Origin of the sequence: Streptococcus oralis subsp. tigurinus (assembly GCF_002096275.1) — a bacterium.
Lineage (GTDB): Bacteria > Bacillota > Bacilli > Lactobacillales > Streptococcaceae > Streptococcus > Streptococcus oralis_CN.
Genome location: NZ_NCUG01000018.1, coordinates 760,696 through 778,354, shown reverse-complemented (window position 1 = coordinate 778,354; position 17,659 = coordinate 760,696). Strand labels below are relative to the sequence as shown.

General features: G+C 43.4%; 20 protein-coding genes. All 20 read left to right on the top strand.

Annotation, left to right across the window (positions count from 1 at the left end; genetic code table 11):
• Nucleotides 1–174 precede the first annotated feature (174 nt).
• Entirely contained in the window at nt 175–486 is a 312-nt protein-coding gene (yhbY, locus tag B7725_RS08960) for a ribosome assembly RNA-binding protein YhbY (RefSeq protein ID WP_000060171.1), read from the top strand.
• Nucleotides 487–536: 50 nt separating this feature from the next.
• Nucleotides 537–1,166 (top strand): nicotinate-nucleotide adenylyltransferase, encoded by a 630-nt coding sequence (locus tag B7725_RS08955; RefSeq protein ID WP_084875785.1) that lies wholly within the window; start codon nt 537–539, stop codon nt 1,164–1,166.
• Nucleotides 1,166–1,759: a bis(5'-nucleosyl)-tetraphosphatase (symmetrical) YqeK gene (gene yqeK / locus B7725_RS08950; RefSeq protein ID WP_061588410.1), complete on the top strand. Its 594-nt coding sequence runs from the start codon at nt 1,166–1,168 to the stop codon at nt 1,757–1,759. Before B7725_RS08955 ends, yqeK begins: the two co-directional genes overlap by 1 nt.
• Nucleotides 1,759–2,259 (top strand): cysteine hydrolase family protein, encoded by a 501-nt coding sequence (locus B7725_RS08945; RefSeq protein ID WP_084875783.1) that lies wholly within the window; start codon nt 1,759–1,761, stop codon nt 2,257–2,259. Before yqeK ends, B7725_RS08945 begins: the two co-directional genes overlap by 1 nt.
• A 12-nt stretch (nt 2,260–2,271) precedes the next feature.
• Nucleotides 2,272–2,622: a ribosome silencing factor gene (gene rsfS, locus B7725_RS08940; RefSeq protein WP_084875781.1), complete on the top strand. Its 351-nt coding sequence runs from the start codon at nt 2,272–2,274 to the stop codon at nt 2,620–2,622.
• Nucleotides 2,623–2,841: 219 nt separating this feature from the next.
• Complete coding sequence (locus B7725_RS08935) at nt 2,842–3,582, top strand: class I SAM-dependent DNA methyltransferase (protein ID WP_084875779.1); 741 nt, start codon at nt 2,842–2,844, stop codon at nt 3,580–3,582.
• A gap of 16 nt (nt 3,583–3,598) precedes the next feature.
• Nucleotides 3,599–4,186, top strand: coding sequence for a hypothetical protein (locus tag B7725_RS08930; RefSeq protein ID WP_158085815.1), 588 nt, complete (start codon nt 3,599–3,601; stop codon nt 4,184–4,186).
• Nucleotides 4,183–4,482, top strand: a complete 300-nt coding sequence (locus B7725_RS08925; protein WP_084875775.1) for a hypothetical protein — start codon at nt 4,183–4,185, stop codon at nt 4,480–4,482. The genes B7725_RS08930 and B7725_RS08925 overlap by 4 nt, the downstream gene beginning before the upstream one ends.
• Before the next feature lie 17 nt (nt 4,483–4,499).
• A complete protein-coding gene (locus B7725_RS08920; protein WP_084875773.1) occupies nt 4,500–4,907 on the top strand; it encodes a protein-export chaperone SecB in 408 nt (135 codons plus the stop codon).
• A gap of 38 nt (nt 4,908–4,945) precedes the next feature.
• Entirely contained in the window at nt 4,946–6,043 is a 1,098-nt protein-coding gene (locus B7725_RS08915; RefSeq protein ID WP_084875771.1) for a nucleotidyltransferase, read from the top strand.
• Nucleotides 6,044–6,246: 203 nt separating this feature from the next.
• Nucleotides 6,247–7,860: a ribonuclease Y gene (locus B7725_RS08910; RefSeq protein ID WP_084875769.1), complete on the top strand. Its 1,614-nt coding sequence runs from the start codon at nt 6,247–6,249 to the stop codon at nt 7,858–7,860.
• A 134-nt stretch (nt 7,861–7,994) separates the two neighbouring features.
• Entirely contained in the window at nt 7,995–8,621 is a 627-nt protein-coding gene (gene gmk, locus B7725_RS08905) for a guanylate kinase (RefSeq protein WP_000775041.1), read from the top strand.
• Nucleotides 8,622–8,645: 24 nt separating this feature from the next.
• Nucleotides 8,646–8,960 carry a DNA-directed RNA polymerase subunit omega gene (gene rpoZ / locus B7725_RS08900; protein ID WP_002875802.1) on the top strand — a complete coding sequence of 105 codons (315 nt, stop codon included), beginning with the start codon at nt 8,646–8,648 and terminating at the stop codon, nt 8,958–8,960.
• A gap of 65 nt (nt 8,961–9,025) precedes the next feature.
• Nucleotides 9,026–11,422, top strand: coding sequence for a primosomal protein N' (locus B7725_RS08895; protein WP_084875767.1), 2,397 nt, complete (start codon nt 9,026–9,028; stop codon nt 11,420–11,422).
• Nucleotides 11,423–11,434: 12 nt separating this feature from the next.
• On the top strand, nt 11,435–12,370 hold the full coding sequence (fmt, locus tag B7725_RS08890; protein WP_084875765.1) for a methionyl-tRNA formyltransferase: 936 nt from the start codon (nt 11,435–11,437) through the stop codon (nt 12,368–12,370).
• Nucleotides 12,363–13,676 carry a 16S rRNA (cytosine(967)-C(5))-methyltransferase RsmB gene (gene rsmB / locus B7725_RS08885; RefSeq protein ID WP_162279026.1) on the top strand — a complete coding sequence of 438 codons (1,314 nt, stop codon included), beginning with the start codon at nt 12,363–12,365 and terminating at the stop codon, nt 13,674–13,676. Before fmt ends, rsmB begins: the two co-directional genes overlap by 8 nt.
• 15 nt (nt 13,677–13,691) lie before the next feature.
• Nucleotides 13,692–14,432 carry a Stp1/IreP family PP2C-type Ser/Thr phosphatase gene (locus B7725_RS08880; protein WP_084875761.1) on the top strand — a complete coding sequence of 247 codons (741 nt, stop codon included), beginning with the start codon at nt 13,692–13,694 and terminating at the stop codon, nt 14,430–14,432.
• Entirely contained in the window at nt 14,429–16,318 is a 1,890-nt protein-coding gene (gene pknB, locus B7725_RS08875; RefSeq protein WP_084875759.1) for a Stk1 family PASTA domain-containing Ser/Thr kinase, read from the top strand. The genes B7725_RS08880 and pknB overlap by 4 nt, the downstream gene beginning before the upstream one ends.
• A gap of 85 nt (nt 16,319–16,403) precedes the next feature.
• Nucleotides 16,404–17,162, top strand: coding sequence for a threonine/serine exporter family protein (locus B7725_RS08870; RefSeq protein WP_000344546.1), 759 nt, complete (start codon nt 16,404–16,406; stop codon nt 17,160–17,162).
• 1 nt (nt 17,163) lies between these two features.
• Nucleotides 17,164–17,619 carry a threonine/serine exporter family protein gene (locus tag B7725_RS08865; RefSeq protein ID WP_000176910.1) on the top strand — a complete coding sequence of 152 codons (456 nt, stop codon included), beginning with the start codon at nt 17,164–17,166 and terminating at the stop codon, nt 17,617–17,619.
• Nucleotides 17,620–17,659: the final 40 nt, after the last annotated feature.

Below are 17,659 nucleotides of genomic sequence, written 5' to 3'. Positions count from 1 at the left end.
TGCGAGCCCATAACGAATACTTTTCGCCGTGGTGTCAGTTGGTACAAGTGATTGTACCAACTGCGGAAAATTTGAGACCTTGGGCTCAAATTTTAGTCATGAAAGTCCGAAGGACTTTGCTGACATCCGTCACCACTTCAGAAAAGTATAAAAAGAAACTCTTTTAAAGAAATTATGTCATTAACATCAAAACAACGTGCCTTCCTCAACAGCCAGGCACACACCCTCAAACCCATCATCCAAATCGGGAAAAATGGGCTCAACGACCAAATCAAAACCAGCGTCCGTCAAGCTCTTGACGCACGCGAATTGATTAAAGTTACGCTCTTGCAAAACACAGATGAAAACATCCACGAAGTAGCTGAAATCTTGGAAGAAGAAATCGGTGTGGATACAGTCCAAAAAATCGGACGCATCTTGATTTTGTATAAACAATCTAGCAAGAAAGAAAATCGCAAGATTTCCAAGAAAGTCAAAGAAATCTAAAACTTACTCCAAACAACTGTTTTTACAGAGAATTAAAGGAAGACGAGCCTATGGCAATCGAATTATTGACTCCCTTTACCAAGGTAGAGTTGGAGCCAGAAATCAAGGAGAAAAAACGCAAACAAGTCGGGATTCTAGGAGGGAATTTTAATCCCGTTCACAATGCCCATCTTGTTGTGGCGGATCAAGTGCGACAACAGTTGGGACTGGACCAAGTCCTGCTCATGCCCGAATACCAACCACCTCATGTAGATAAAAAGGAAACTATCCCCGAGCACCATCGGCTCAAGATGCTTGAGTTGGCGATTGAGGGGATTGAAGGCTTAGCCATTGAAACAATCGAGTTAGAGCGCAAGGGAATTTCCTACACCTACGACACCATGAAGATTTTGACAGAGCAACATCCAGATACGGATTATTACTTCATTATTGGGGCTGATATGGTGGACTATCTGCCTAAGTGGTATCGAATTGATGAGCTGGTCGAAATGGTTCAGTTTGTAGGGGTTCAGCGTCCACGATACAAGGCAGGGACTTCCTATCCAGTTATCTGGGTGGATGTGCCTCTCATGGACATCTCGTCCAGCATGGTGCGTGACTTCTTTGCCCAAGGTCGAAAGCCCAACTTTCTCCTACCTCAGCCAGTGCTAGACTACATCGAGAAGGAGGGGATCTACTGATGGCCTATCAAGACTATATTAACTGTTCACGTGAGGCTTTGTTGGAAAAAATGGCAGAGCTTCTACCTGAAAAACGTTTAACCCATTGTCTAGGTGTAGAGCGTGCGGCCATAGAATTGGCTCAGCGCTTTGGTGTGGATAGTGAGAAAGCAGGTCTAGCAGGACTTCTCCACGATTATGCTAAAAAGTTGTCAGATCAGGAATTTCTGGATTTGATTGACCGTTACCAGCTAGACCCCGACCTCAAAAACTGGGGAAACAATGTCTGGCATGGCATGGTCGGAATTTACAAGCTTCAAGAAGACTTGGATTTACAAGATTCTGAAATCCTGCGAGCCATTGAAATCCATACAGTCGGGGCTGGTCAGATGACCGAGCTAGATAAGGTCATCTACGTCGCAGATTATATCGAACACAATCGTGCCTTTCCAGGCGTAGATGTGGCGCGTGAAATTGCAAGTCTATCACTCAATAAGGCAGTGGCCTACGAAACGGCTCGTACCGTGGAGCATCTAGCCCATCAGGGATTCCCCATCTATCCCCAAACCCTTGAAACCTATAACGCCTTTGTGCACTATTTGAAAGAGGACTAATGAAGACGGCTTTTATAATCATTGATGTTCAGAATATTTTAGTGGAAACCGGTTTTCAGATAAATAGTCTATTGGAAAAAATTTCTTATTTACAAAACCAGGCTAGAAGCAAGAATATCGAAATTATTTATGTTCAACATATTGAGGACTCTGAAGCTCAAACATCAGAAGATTGGCAGTTATCTGAGTTTTTAAATCGAAAACCTAATGAAAAGGTCTTTCAGAAGAAGTATAACAGTATTTTCAAAGGAACTGGTTTAAAAGAATACTTGGATAAACAGGGGATTGAAAAATTAGTTTTATGTGGTATGCAGACAGAATATTGTGTGGATACCTCTGTCAAGGTTGCCTTTGAATATGGCTATCAGCTTATTATTCCAGAAGGAACTTGCACAACGTTTGATGGCGATGACATTCCAGCAGAAACGATAAATGAATTTTATGAGGGCATTTGGGAGGGGCGCTTTGCAGATGTCCTAGATTACAAACATATTTTCTAGAAAGAGGACTAAATGAACGAAAAAGAATTACTAGAACTAGTCGTGAAAGCGGCTGATGAGAAACGTGCGGAGGATATCCTCGCACTTGACGTACAAGATTTGACCAGTGTTACGGACTACTTTGTCATTACAAGCTCGATGAATAGCCGTCAGTTGGACGCTATCGCAGATAATATCCGTGAAAAAGTAGCGGAAGCAGGCTTTAAAGGCAGTCATGTTGAAGGTGATGCAGCTGGAGGCTGGGTTTTACTAGACCTCGGCGGTGTCGTTGTGCATATCTTCTCAGAAGAAATGCGTGCCCACTATAACCTAGAAAAACTATGGCATGAGGCAGATTCTGTAGATTTATCTGAAACTTTATAGTCTTTTCCTTTATCTTTTATTACGGCGTTAACTCATTTTGCCTAACTCTAGTTATGCCTGCAATTCGTTGCCTAGTACTAAAAGCAAACGAAAAGACTATAGCGTTACAATCGAACTCAGTTGTAGTCAACTGGGTTTCTTTGCTTATTTTAAAAGGAAAGTGATAGAAAGGTATAGAGCGAGTGGTGTTTGCCATTGAGGCTCTTGGTATCATGTTTTATGGCGACATATGAAACCTTTGCGGCTGTTTACGATGCTGTGATGGATGATAGTTTATACGACAAATGGACGGATTTTTCGCTGCGTCATTTGCCAAAGACCAAGGAGAGAAAGAAACTTTTGGAGCTGGCTTGTGGGACGGGCATCCAGTCTGTCCGCTTTTCTCAGGCTGGTTTTGATGTGACTGGACTTGATTTAAGCGCGGATATGCTGAAGATTGCGGAGAAGAGAGCGGCTTCAGCCAAGCAAAAGATTGATTTTATTGAAGGCAACATGCTGGATTTGTCCAAAGCAGGTCAATACGACTTTGTTACGTGCTACTCGGACTCTATCTGCTACATGCAGGATGAGGTGGAAGTAGGAGACGTCTTTAAGGAAGTGTATAATTCGCTTAATGAAGATGGAGTCTTTATCTTTGATGTGCATTCGACCTATCAGACAGATGAAGTATTCCCAGGCTATTCTTACCATGAAAATGCGGAAGATTTTGCCATGCTTTGGGACACCTATGAGGACGAAGCTCCTCACTCCATCGCCCATGAGTTGACCTTCTTTATCAAGGAGGCTGACGGTTCCTTTAGTCGCCACGATGAAGTGCATGAGGAACGGACTTATGAGGTTTTGACCTATGATATTTTGCTGGAACAGGCAGGATTCAAGTCCTTCAAACTCTTTGCGGACTTTGAGGACAAGGAGCCAATAGAAAACAGTAGACGTTGGTTTTTTGTCGCGCAGAAGTAGGAGTAAGTATCAATTTTTGAGATTTTATGGTATAATGTATTTTCAAAGCGTAGGGAAAAATATGAATAGGAACTCAACAACAGCGTGTTATCATTGTAACAGTAGTAAAAAAATCATTTCTTTGGTTGAGCACTCAGAATTAGTAATAAGCAGTCATAAAAATGATGATTTTTGGGCTGGAGCAGGTATGTATTTTTGGGATAATATATCTAATGCTCGGTATTGGTATGATCAAAAGAAAAAACACGGTGAAGCTCCAGCAAATATTAAGATTGCAAAAATTTATTTGACTTATGATGAAGAAAGTGAATTGTTAGATTTAACTGATTGGGAAACTATTGAGTTAGTAGAAAATTTAGCACAAACATTGAAAAATAAGGATGGTAAAGAGCGAAGAATTGGAAAAATTATCGATGAGTATTGTAAAGAGAATAATTGTAAATTAGTAAAAGAAGCAGGAAACTATTATTCTAAAAGCAAACGAAAACCTGAAATTTTAAAGGGAACAAAAATAACTCCATATATCAAGGTTATTTATTGCCTTAAAGAAGGAAATTCTGATATAATAACGAGGAAGGAATATGTAGAGGAGAAGGAATCATGACCCAAAAGGAAAAATTGAAACAGTTTTTAGAGTCTTTAAAGAATGACGATAATCTATTAAATGATTTTATTAAACGTGTTGACAATGAATCAGACCATTATTATGTTGAAGAATATGATGTATCAGATGACTTGTTGTCTGAAATTAACCATGGAGTTTCTTATTCATTTAATAATTCTTCTACACAAATAAGTAAAATAGGTGGTAACGATATGGATGTAAAAAAATCATTTACCAGAGCCACTTATTCAGTTTCTAGCTTATGTGATATTTCAAGTGCTAAATTTGTAGCATAATGAAAAGAGTGAGATAAATGGAAAAACCAGTTATATATTTACAAAAATATGAAATCGAAGAAATTAAATTGTTAAGAAATGTTGATTTATCAGATGATGAAAGAACTTTAAATTTAGATTTAAATATAGGTACTACAGAATCTAAAAAGGAAGGTAGAGTTGTTCTAAGTTCAAAAATTTTAGATACAGAGAACAGGAGAGAGTTGTTTGTAAAACTAGCCGGTTATTTTGAAATAAATATAGATAAAATCGGGGATGAGGATCCAAATAAATTTTTAGCTATTAATGGGACATCAATTATTTATCCTTATTTAAGAAGTTTTGTCTCTATGTTATCAAGCTTGGACAGTAAGGAGGCAATAGTTTTGCCGACTGTTAATGTACTAGAGTTATTACGTGAATCTGAGGGAAAAAATCAAAAATAAAAGGAGCCTTTTGGGCTCCTTTTATCTAGGAGATTACTATGACCATTACCGGTATTATCGCAGAGTTCAATCCTTTTCATAATGGGCACAAATACCTGCTGGAACAGGCAAAGGGACTGAAAATCGTTGCTATGTCTGGGAATTTCATGCAGCGTGGGGAGCCTGCTATCGTGGACAAGTGGACACGGGCCCAGATGGCGCTTGAAAATGGCGCTGATCTGGTAGTGGAATTGCCCTTTTTAATCAGTGTTCAGGCAGCAGACTTCTTTGGTCAAGGGGCTGTGGATATCTTGGCTCGATTAGGGATTGATAGACTAGCTTTTGGGACAGAGGAAGTTCTGGATTACCAGAAAATTTCTGACTTATACACAAAGCAAGGTGATGAAATGGAGAAATTTGTGGAAAATCTGCCTGATTCTCTCTCCTATCCCCAGAAAACCCAAGCCATGTGGAAGGAATTTGCTGGTCTTAATTTTTCAGGCAAGACGCCCAATCATGTCCTTGCTCTTGCCTATGCCAAGGCGGTAGCAGGGCGAAACATCAGCCTTCATCCAATTCAACGTCAGGGAGCTGGTTATCATTCTGTGGACAAGAATGTGGAATTTGCCTCGGCAACAGCTCTCCGCCAGCATCAATCAGACCAAGATTTCTTAGAACGCTTTATGCCCTCTGTTGCCCTCTTTGAGCAGGTGTGTAAGGTGAGCTGGGATGACTATTTTCCCTTTCTCCGCTATCAAATCTTGTCAAATCCAGACCTAACGACCATCTATCAGGTCAATCAAGAAATGGCTGTACGCATCAAGGATGCCATCAAGACGGTCCAGTCTGTGGAGGAATTGGTCGAGGAGGTTGCGACCAAACGCTACACCAAGGCGCGTGTACGACGACTCTTGACCTATATCTTGGTGCAGGGCAGAGAAAGCGACTTGCCAGAAGCCATCCATGTCCTTGGCTTTACCGAAAAAGGCAGACAACATCTTAAATCTCTGAAAGGTCAGATCCATCTAGTCAGCCGAATTGGAAAAGAACCTTGGGATACCATGACCCAAAAGGCAGATCAGATCTACCAACTAGGACAGCCAAGTATAGCAGAGCAGAATTTCGGCAGAGTTCCGATTAGAATAGAAACAAACTAAGTCTACTGAAAGGTGGACTTTTTTGCTTCGTTTTTCGTGGAAATTTAAATTTTTAAAGATTCTTAATTTTGCTTGAATATCCAAGGGATTTCTTCTAAAATTCACACAAAACTCTTCAATTTGGGTTTGTGAAAATCGGTTTTTTATGATAGAATATTAAGGAATGTATGTCATTCGATAAACAAATTTAATGAGGTAAAAACATGGAAATCATGACACTTGCGATTGCTGTTTTTGCCGTCATCATTGGTTTAGTCATTGGATATGTCAGCATCTCAGCTAAGATGAAATCATCTCAAGAGGCTGCAGAGTTGATGCTTCTAAATGCTGAACAAGAAGCAACTAATTTACGAGGACAAGCTGAGCGTGAAGCGGATTTATTGCTAAATGAAGCCAAGAGCGAAAGCAAGTCTCTTAAAAAAGAAGCACTATTGGAGGCCAAAGAGGAAGCCAGAAAATACCGTGAAGAAGTGGACGCTGAATTTAAGTCAGAACGTCAGGAACTCAAGCAAATCGAAAGTCGTTTGACGGAGAGAGCTACGAGCCTTGACCGCAAAGACGACAATTTGACGAACAAAGAAAAAACACTTGAACAAAAAGAACAAAGTATTTCTGATAGAGCAAAAAACCTTGATGCACGTGAAGAGCAATTAGAGGAAGTCGAAAGACAAAAAGAAGCTGAACTTGAACGTATCGGTTCCCTTTCCCAAACTGAGGCTCGAGATATTATCTTGGCTCAGACAGAGGAAAACTTGACCAAGGAAATTGCTAGTCGCATTCGTGAGGCTGAGCAAGAAGTCAAGGAACGTTCAGACAAGATTGCGAAAGATATCTTGGTTCAGGCTATGCAGCGTATCGCTGGTGACTATGTAGCAGAGTCAACAAACTCGACAGTTCACCTACCGGATGATACCATGAAGGGGCGCATTATCGGACGTGAAGGTCGAAATATTCGTACCTTTGAAAGTTTGACAGGGGTCGATGTGATTATCGACGATACACCGGAAGTGGTGACCTTGTCAGGATTTGATCCGATTCGTCGTGAAATTGCTCGTATGACCATGGAAATGTTGCTCAAGGATGGCCGTATCCACCCAGCTCGTATTGAGGAGTTGGTGGAGAAAAATCGTCAGGAGATTGACAATAAAATCCGTGAATATGGTGAGGCTGCTGCCTATGAGATTGGTGCGCCAAACCTTCATCCAGACTTGATGAAGATCATGGGACGCTTGCAGTTCCGTACTTCTTATGGACAAAATGTTTTGCGTCATTCGATTGAGGTTGCTAAGTTATCTGGTATCATTGCGAGTGAACTTGGTGAAAATGCAGCTCTTGCCCGTCGCGCTGGATTCCTTCATGACATAGGGAAAGCTATTGACCGCGAGATTGAAGGCAGTCACGTTGAGATTGGTACGGAGTTGGCTCGTAAGTACAAGGAACACCCAGTTGTGGTGAATACTATTGCTAGCCACCACGGGGATGTCGAAGCCGAAAGCGTCATTGCAGTGATCGTTGCTGCAGCAGATGCCTTGAGTGCAGCGCGTCCAGGTGCTCGTAGTGAATCTCTTGAAAGTTATATCAAGCGTCTCCATGATTTGGAAGAAATCGCTAATGGCTTTGAAGGGGTGCAAAATAGCTTCGCCCTTCAAGCAGGACGTGAAATCCGTATCATGGTTAATCCAGGACAAATCAAGGACGACAAAGTCACAATCTTGGCTCACAAAGTTCGTGAGAAAATTGAAAACAATCTCGATTACCCAGGAAATATCAAGGTAACCGTGATCCGCGAACTTCGTGCAGTAGATTATGCTAAATAAATAAGAAAGAGCAGTTGAAAAATTACTGCTTTTTTGTTACACTAGATAGAAAGACTGTAGAAGGATAACTGATGCTATCATCACTATCCGAGAGAAATTTTACTTTATTTCACAGACTAACTAAAGGAGACATAATGGCAGACCGAGGCTTGCTAATCGTTTTTTCTGGTCCTTCAGGAGTTGGGAAAGGAACGGTTAGAAGAGAGATTTTTGAGAGTTCTGAGAATCAATTTCAATACTCTGTATCGATGACGACACGCGCGCAACGTCCTGGTGAAGTGGACGGAGTGGACTATTTCTTCCGTACTCGTGAAGAGTTTGAAGAGCTGATCCGTCAAGGTCAGATGTTGGAATATGCAGAATATGTCGGTAACTACTATGGAACTCCTCTGACCTATGTCAACGAAACCCTAGACAAGGGAATCGATGTCTTCCTTGAGATTGAAGTTCAAGGAGCCCTTCAGGTTAAGAAAAAGGTTCCAGATGCTGTCTTTATCTTCCTAACACCACCAGATTTGGATGAATTGCAGGATCGTTTGGTAGGTCGTGGAACAGATAGCGCTGAAGTGATTGCCCAACGAATCGAAAAAGCTAAGGAAGAAATTGCCCTCATGCGTGAGTATGATTATGCCATTGTCAACGATCAGGTGCCCCTCGCTGCTGAACGTGTCAAGCGTGTGATCGAAGCAGAACACTTCCGTGTGGACCGTGTCATTGGTCACTACCAGGAGATGTTGCCAAAATCTCCAACTACTCGATAAACTATAGGAAACAGGTACAAGCAAATGATGTTAAAACCCTCTATTGATACCTTGCTGGACAAGGTACCATCAAAATATTCACTCGTAATCTTGGAAGCAAAACGCGCCCACGAACTAGAAGCAGGCGCACCAGCAACTCAAGAGTTTAAGTCTGAAAAATCAACTCTTCGCGCTTTGGAAGAAATCGAGTCAGGAAATGTAACCATTCACCCAGATCCAGAAGGAAAACGTGAAGCGGTTCGTCTCCGTATCGAAGAAGAAAAACGCCGCAGAGAAGAAGAAGAAAAGAAAATCAAAGAGCAAATTGCTAAAGAAAAAGAAGATGGTGAAAAAATTTAAGGTTGGGGGGACTCAATCTTATTTTTTCTATTGCAAGAATGTGCTGACAAGAAGGAGGTGAGAAGATGGCTATCGCAAAGATTATCGTGGATGTTCCCCTGATGCAGACGGACCAGCCATACAGCTACAAGGTCCCTGAGGAATTTGTAGAGATGCTGGAAGCCGGTATGCGGGTCCATGTCCCCTTCGGCAAGGGCAATCGTTTGATCCAAGGAATTGTGTTGGGCTTGGAGTCCCAGTCGGATGAAGAAGTGGCAAATCAGGACTTGAAAGAGATTGCAGAAGTGCTGGACTTTTCTCCAGTCTTGACTCAGGAGCAACTCTGGCTAGCTGAGGAGCTACGCAAGTCAGTCTTTTCTTACAAAATCTCCATTCTAAAAGCCATGTTACCAGGATTTTTAAACTCCAGTTATGATAAAATTCTCTATCCTCTAGAAGGCCTAAGTCAGGCAGACAAAGAGCGCTTGTTTGGTTCAGAAGATTCGCTAGCCTTTTCTTCTCTAGATTTGGCCAAGCAGGCAGAAATGATGCGCTTGACCAGAAAAGGTCTGCTCCGCTTAGAGTACCAGGCTGTCGATCAGAAGAAGGTCAAGACCCAGTCTTGGTATGAGGTTGATGCTACTCGACTAGAGCAGATTGAGATTTCTGCGCGTGCTAAGAAAAAGGCAGAGCTGAGAGACTATTTGCTATCTCATCCTGGAAGTGCTCCTCTGGCTAGCTTGTTAGAATCCTACTCACGCGAGCAAGTCAACTTTTTTGTGGAGCAAGGAGCTCTAACCCTAGTACAAAAGGAAGTGCAACGTTCAGCTGCTTATTTTGAAGGCATTGAAGTAAGTAGACCTTTGGAGCTGAACCCAGAGCAAAGACAAGCTCGCGATGCTGTTATCAGTGCTATTGGCAGTCAACAGCCTCCTTTCCTCCTTCAAGGGATTACAGGAAGTGGGAAAACAGAGGTTTACTTACAGATTATACAAGGGGCCTTGGATAATGGTAAGACGGCCATTTTGCTGGTACCTGAGATTTCTCTGACGCCACAAATGACGGAGCGTTTCATTGCTCGTTTCGGCGAGAAAGTAGCTATTCTTCACTCAGGCCTGTCTAATGGTGAAAAGTACGATGAATGGCGCAAGGTCGAGCGCGGAGATGCTCAAGTTGTGGTTGGAGCCAGATCGGCCATCTTTGCACCTATAAAAAATCTAGGTGTTATCATTATCGATGAAGAGCATGAAGCCAGCTACAAGCAAGACAGCAATCCACGTTACCATGCTAGAGAGGTCGCCATTTTACGGGCCCAGTACAATCAAGCGGCTCTGGTCCTTGGTTCGGCGACACCGAGCTTAGAAAGCCGTGCGAGGGCTGGAAAAGGTGTCTATCACCACTTACGTCTAACCCAACGGGCCAATCCTTTAGCCACTATTCCTGAGGTTCAAGTGATTGACTTTCGGGACTATATCGGGCAGAATGAGACATCAAACTTTACGCCCCCTTTGCTAGAGGCCATTCAAGATCGCCTAGATAAAAAAGAGCAGGTAGTCCTCATGCTCAATCGTCGGGGTTATTCTAGCTTTGTTATGTGTAGGGATTGTGGGACGGTGGATACTTGTCCCAACTGTGACATTTCTCTCACCCTGCATATGGATACCAAGACTATGAACTGCCATTACTGTGGCTTTTCTAAGGGAATTCCTCATGTCTGTCCCAACTGTCAGAGTCGCAGTATTCGTTACTACGGGACGGGGACTCAGAAAGCCTATGATGAGCTAGCAGAGCTCTTTCCTCAGGCACGCATTCTGCGGATGGATGTGGATACGACCCGTAAGAAAGGCAGTCACCAAGCTCTTCTTGACCAGTTTGGCCGAGGGGAAGCAGATATCTTGTTGGGAACTCAGATGATTGCCAAGGGCTTGGATTTTCCAAATGTGACTCTGGTCGGAGTTCTTAATGCAGATACGGCCTTGAATCTGCCTGATTTCCGTTCTTCTGAGAGAACCTTCCAACTCTTAACTCAGGTGGCTGGTCGTGCAGGACGTGCGGAAAAAGCTGGGCAGGTCTTGATTCAGTCATACAATCCTGAGCATTATGCCATTCGATTTGCCAAGGAACAGGATTATGAAGGTTTTTACGTTTATGAAATGGGCATCAGACGCCAACTCGGCTACCCGCCTTATTATTTCACTATTGGGATTACCCTCTCTCACAAGAAAGAAGAAGAGGTTGTCAAACGTGCCTATGAAGTCATGGGAATTTTGCGATCAGGTTTATCGGAAACTAGTAAAATCCTTGGACCGACACCAAAACCCATTGCCCGTACCCACAACCTTTATCATTACCAGATTTTGATTAAATACCGTTTAGAAGATGAACTAGGACCAACCCTCAATCGAGTTTTGGCCTTGACTCAAGAACGGGAAAATAGCGAGCTTCGTCTCAGCATTGACCACGAACCGCAGCAATTTTTATAAGAAGGAGAAGAAATGACAAAACTAATCTTTATGGGGACACCCGACTTTTCAGCAACAGTTTTGAAGGGTTTGTTATCAGATGATCGTTACGAGATCCTAGCTGTTGTAACCCAGCCTGACCGCGCTGTCGGCCGTAAAAAAGTGATCCAAGAAACCCCAGTCAAGCAGGCCGCCAAAGAAGCGGGTCTCCCTATCTACCAACCTGAAAAATTATCTGGAAGTCCAGAGATGGAAGCCATTATGAATTTAGGGGCGGATGGGATTATCACTGCTGCTTTTGGGCAGTTTCTCCCAAGTAAACTCCTTTATAGCATGGATTTTGCAGTCAACGTTCACGCTTCCCTTCTTCCCAAACACCGTGGTGGCGCACCCATTCATTATGCCTTGATTCAAGGGGATAAGGAAGCTGGTGTGACCATTATGGAGATGGTTAAGGAAATGGATGCAGGAGACATGATTTCCCGTCGCAGTATTCCCATCACAGATGAGGATAATGTTGGAACCTTATTTGAGAAATTAGCGATTGTTGGTCGTGACTTGCTTTTGGACACCCTTCCTGGCTATATTGCTGGGGAGATCAAACCTGAACCACAAGATTCTAGTCAAGTCACTTTCTCGCCAAATATTAAGCCAGAGGAAGAAAAGCTGGACTGGACCAAGACCAACCGTCAACTCTTCAACCAAATCCGTGGGATGAATCCATGGCCTGTTGCCCATACTTTTCTCAAAGGCGACCGCTTTAAGATCTATGAAGTCCTACCAGTAGAAGGTCAGGGAGCTCCAGGTGAGATCCTCTCAATTGGCAAGAAAGAATTAATCGTTGCAGCGGCTGAAGGTGCTCTGTCTCTCAAGCAAGTGCAACCAGCTGGTAAGCCTAAGATGGATATCGTATCCTTCCTCAACGGAGTTGGACGTACATTAACTGTAGGAGAACGATTTGGTGACTAAAGTAGAAACGGCTAGAAGTCTAGCTCTAGCAGTACTAGAGGATGTTTTGGTCAATCAAGCATACTCCAATATTGCCTTAAATAAACACCTCAAGGGCAGTCACCTCTCAGCAGCAGACAAGGGTTTGGTGACAGAGATTGTCTACGGAACGGTAGCCCGCAAACTGACTCTGGAATGGTATCTGTCCCACTTTATTGAAGACCGAGACAAGCTAGATAACTGGCTCTATGTTCTTCTTCTCATGAGCGTCTACCAAGTCCGTTTTCTAGATAAGGTGCCTGATCATGCCGTTGTAAATGAAGCGGTAGAACTGGCAAAAGTTCGTAAACAAGGCAGTGAAAAGCTAGTCAATGCTGTTCTTCGTCGTATCTTGCGAGAAGGGTGGCCAGATATTGCAACTATCAAACGCAAAAACAAGCGTGATTCCATTGCCTATTCTCTCCCAGTTTGGCTAGTGTCTAAGCTCAAGGAAGAATACGGTGAAGAGCGAGCACAAGCCATCTTTAAAAGTCTTTTGGTGCGTAACAAAGCCAGTATTCGGGTGACTGACTTGAGTCGAAAAGAGGAAATCAAAGCCGTGTTAGAGGCGACTGATTCCCCTTTGGCGGCCACTGGTCTGGTCAAGGAGCAAGGCCACTTTGCAGGACATGATTTGTTCGCAGAAGGGGCTATAACCATCCAAGACGAGTCCAGTCAATTGGTTGCTCCGACTCTTGATTTACAAGGTGATGAACAGGTCCTGGATGCCTGTGCGGCTCCGGGCGGTAAAACAGCCCATATGGCCTCTTACCTCATATCTGGTAAGGTGACAGCTTTGGACTTGTATGACCATAAGTTGGACTTAATCCAAGAAAATGCCCAACGTCTGAGTGTGGCAGATCGAGTGCAAACGCAAAAATTGGATGCCAGAAAAGTGCATGAGTTTTTCGGTCGGGACTCTTTTGATAAGATTTTGGTAGATGCTCCCTGTTCTGGTATTGGGCTCTTACGTCGCAAACCAGACATCAAATACAATAAAGAAACAGCAGATTTCACGTCCCTACAGGAAATTCAGCTGGAAATATTAGGTAGTGTTTGTCAAACACTACGAAAAGGTGGTATAATAACGTATAGTACCTGTACTATTGTCTCTGAGGAGAACTTTCAAGTCGTTGAGGCGTTTTTAGAAAGTCATCCCGAGTTTGAGCAGGTTAAACTAGAACACGAATGCAAAGATATCCTGAAAGATGGCTGCATCCTGATTACTCCTGAATTGTATGGAAGTGATGGATTCTTTATCAGCCAATTTTGCAAGATATCAGAATAGGAAGGAACTGACACAATGGAAATAGCATTATTAACAGATGTTGGTCAGAAACGTACAAATAATCAGGACTATGTCAATCACTTTGTCAACCGAGCAGGACGCACTATGATCATCTTGGCTGACGGGATGGGAGGACACCGTGCAGGAAATATCGCTAGTGAGATGGCAGTCACAGACCTCGGTGTGGATTGGGTGGATACCCAAATTAACTCAGTCAATGAAGTTCGTGAGTGGTTTGCCCACTACCTGGAGATTGAAAATCAAAAAATTCATCAACTAGGTCAGGACGAAGCATACAGAGGCATGGGGACAACGCTAGAAGCTGTTGCGTTTATTGACAACCAAGCCATCTATGCTCACATTGGAGATTCTCGTATCGGTTTGATTCGTGGAGAAGAATACCACCAGTTGACGAGTGACCATTCCTTGGTTAATGAATTGCTCAAGGCTGGTCAATTGACTCCAGAAGAGGCAGAAACTCACCCTCAAAAGAATATCATCACACAGTCTATCGGACAAAAAGATGAAATCCAGCCTGATTTTGGGATGATTACACTGGAGTTAGGAGATTATCTCTTGCTCAATAGTGATGGTTTGACCAATATGATTTCGGCAAGCGAAATTTATGATATTGTAACCAGTGATATTTCCCTAGCAGACAAGGCGGCCACCCTCATTCGTTTCGCTAACAATGCAGGAGGTTTAGACAACATTACGGTTGCCCTTGTTTACATGAACGAGGAGGCGGCAGAATGATCCAAATCGGCAAGATTTTTGCCGGGCGGTATCGGATTGTCAAGCAGATTGGTCGAGGAGGCATGGCAGATGTTTACTTGGCCAAGGATTTGATCCTAGATGGGGAAGAGGTGGCAGTTAAGGTCCTGAGGACCAACTACCAGACGGACCCGATTGCTGTGGCACGTTTCCAGCGGGAAGCGAGGGCTATGGCGGATCTGGACCATCCTCATATCGTCCGGATAACAGATATCGGTGAGGAAGATGGCCAACAGTACCTAGCTATGGAATACGTAGCAGGACTTGACCTCAAGCGTTATATCAAAGAACACTATCCTCTTTCAAATGAAGAGGCGGTTCGGATTATGGGACAGATTCTTTTGGCTATGCGTTTAGCTCATGCTAGAGGAATTGTTCACCGAGATTTGAAACCTCAAAATATCCTCTTGACACCAGATGGAACTGCTAAAGTTACTGACTTTGGGATTGCAGTGGCCTTTGCAGAGACGAGTCTGACCCAGACCAACTCGATGCTGGGTTCGGTTCATTATTTGTCACCTGAGCAAGCGCGTGGTTCAAAAGCGACCTTCCAGAGTGATATCTATGCGATGGGGATTATTTTCTATGAAATGCTGACGGGACATATCCCTTATGATGGGGATAGTGCGGTTACGATTGCCCTTCAGCATTTCCAGAAGCCACTTCCGTCCGTCATTGCTGAAAACCCATCTGTCCCTCAGGCTTTGGAAAATGTTGTCATCAAGGCAACTGCTAAGAAATTGTCTGATCGCTATCAGTCTGTTTCAGAAATGTATATGGACTTGTCAACTAGCTTGTCTTATAATCGTCGGAATGAACCGAAACTGGTCTTTGACGATGCGAGTAAGGCGGATACGAAGACTTTACCTAAAGTTCCACAAAGTACACTGACATCGATTCCTAAAGCTCCGACGCAAGAAGAACGCCCTCAGCCAAAGAAAGCAACTCAACCAGTGGCAGAGCCGGCTCCAGCGCCAAAGCCAGCCAAGAAACGGAAGTTTAAGGCTCGCTATATGATTCTTTTGGCTAGTCTTCTATTGGTTGCAGCCTCTTTGGTCTGGATTTTGTCAAGAACACCAGCAACGATTGCTATTCCTAACGTAGCTGGACAAACCGTTGCTGAGGCTAAGGAAGCTCTTAAAAAATCCAAGTTTGAAGCTGGTGAAGAAAAGTCAGAGGCCAGCGATACCGTAGCAGAAGGACGTGTTATTCGAACGGATCCAGAAGCTGGTAGCGGCCGAAAAGAAGGAACCAAGGTCAATTTGATTGTTTCTTCTGGTAAGCAATCCTTTCAATTGAGCAATTATGTCGGACGTAAGTATACGGATGTCGTAGCTGAACTCAAGGAGAAGAAGGTTCCTGAAAATCTAATCAAGATGGAAGAGGAAGAATCCAGCGAAAGCGAACCTGGAACCATTCTCAAACAAAGTCCTGCGGCAGGTACGACTTATGATCTTTCAAAAGCCAGCACAATTACTTTAACGGTTGCTAAGAAAGTAACAAGCGTTTCTATGCCAAGTTATATTGGTTCAAGTCTCGAATTTACAAAGAATAATTTGACTCAGATTGTCGGTGTAAAAGAGGCCAATATTGAGGTTGTCGAGGTTTCGACTGCTCCTGAAGGGACAGCAGAAGGTACAGTTGTAGATCAAACACCAAAAGCGGGTGAACAGGTTGACCTTGCTAGCACGCGTATCAAACTTTCCATCTACAAACCGAAAACACCACCGTCAACTTCATCTTCTAGTTCTGCACAACGTGGGAACCAAGGTTCTTCTACAACTCCAAATCAGGGGAACCAACAAGGAAACACTCCTTCAACTAGTCAATCAAATAGTGAAGGAACACGTGAAAGTTCTCGAGATTAAACGAATCTTTGTCATGATTTCATGACAAAGATTTTTTTTCATTGATTTTTGTGATAAAATATAGGAAGCAGAAAAGGAGGAGAAAATGGACGAATCGAGAGAGTTGAATGCCGTCATTGATGTGATTATGCTAGCTGGAACCATTCTCTTAAAAAGCGGTTCGGAGATTTATCGGGTGGAGGACACCATGATCCGTATCGCTCATTCACAGGGAATAGTGGATTGCAACGTTCTTGCCATGCCAGCAGCTATTTTCTTTTCTATTGAGAATACCAATATTTCTCGTATGAAACGGGTAACTTCTTCCTCCTACAACATCGAAAAAGTCTGCGATGTGAACCAAGTATCACGGGAGCTTGTCGGAGGGCAGATCGATCTCTCTACGGCTTTTGAAAGGCTAAAGGAAATCAGAAATCAAGCTCTTCCTTATACCAAGTTCCAAGTGACTATTGCAGCAACTCTCAGTGCCCCTTTTTTCTCGATTATGTTCGGGGGGAATACCTATGATGCTTTTGGTGCAGCCATTGCGACCTTACTTGGTTTTGCTTTTTCTCTCTATGTAGAGAAGTTTGTCCGCATTCCTTTTGTAACCGCCTTTGCGGGTGCCTTTGTTTTTGGCTTGATTGCCCAGTTCTGGGCCCGCTATACAGGATTTCCTTCGACGGCAGACTTGATCATAGCGGGAGCCGTCATGCCCTTTGTTCCGGGCATTGCTCTGACAAATGCAGTTCGGGATATCATGACCAACCATATCAACTCTGGTATGAGCAAGATGTTTGAATCCCTGCTCATTACCCTCGCTTTAGGGGCCGGTACCTCCGTCGCCCTAGTTTTGATGACATAAGATGACTCTAACAAGTATTTTACTCCAAGCAGTAGCGAGTTTACTCGCCATTATCACCTTTCTAATCGTACTGAATGTTCAACGCTCTATGCTCCTACCTGGTGGTGTTCTGGGAATGGGTGTCTGGCTCCTCTACCTTGTACTTAAAGAACCAACCAATGTTATTGTTGCGACCTTTATCGCAGCGGTGGTTGGTTCTTGCATCAGTCAGATTCTAAGTATTGTCTATAAGACGCCAGCAGTGGTCTTTGTCTTGGCCATTCTTGCCCCCTTGGTGCCAGGTTATCTATCCTATCGAACGACAGCTTTCTTTGTGACAGGCGATTACAGTCATGCCCTTACCAGTGCAACACTAGTAGTTATGTTGGCTCTGGTCATTTCTATCGGGATGGCAAGTGGAACAGTGATTCTGAAGCTTTATTACTATATCCGAAAACAGCGAGGCATATCCTCCTAATGCTGTCAAAGCAAAGACTTGATTTTTTGAATCAAGTCTT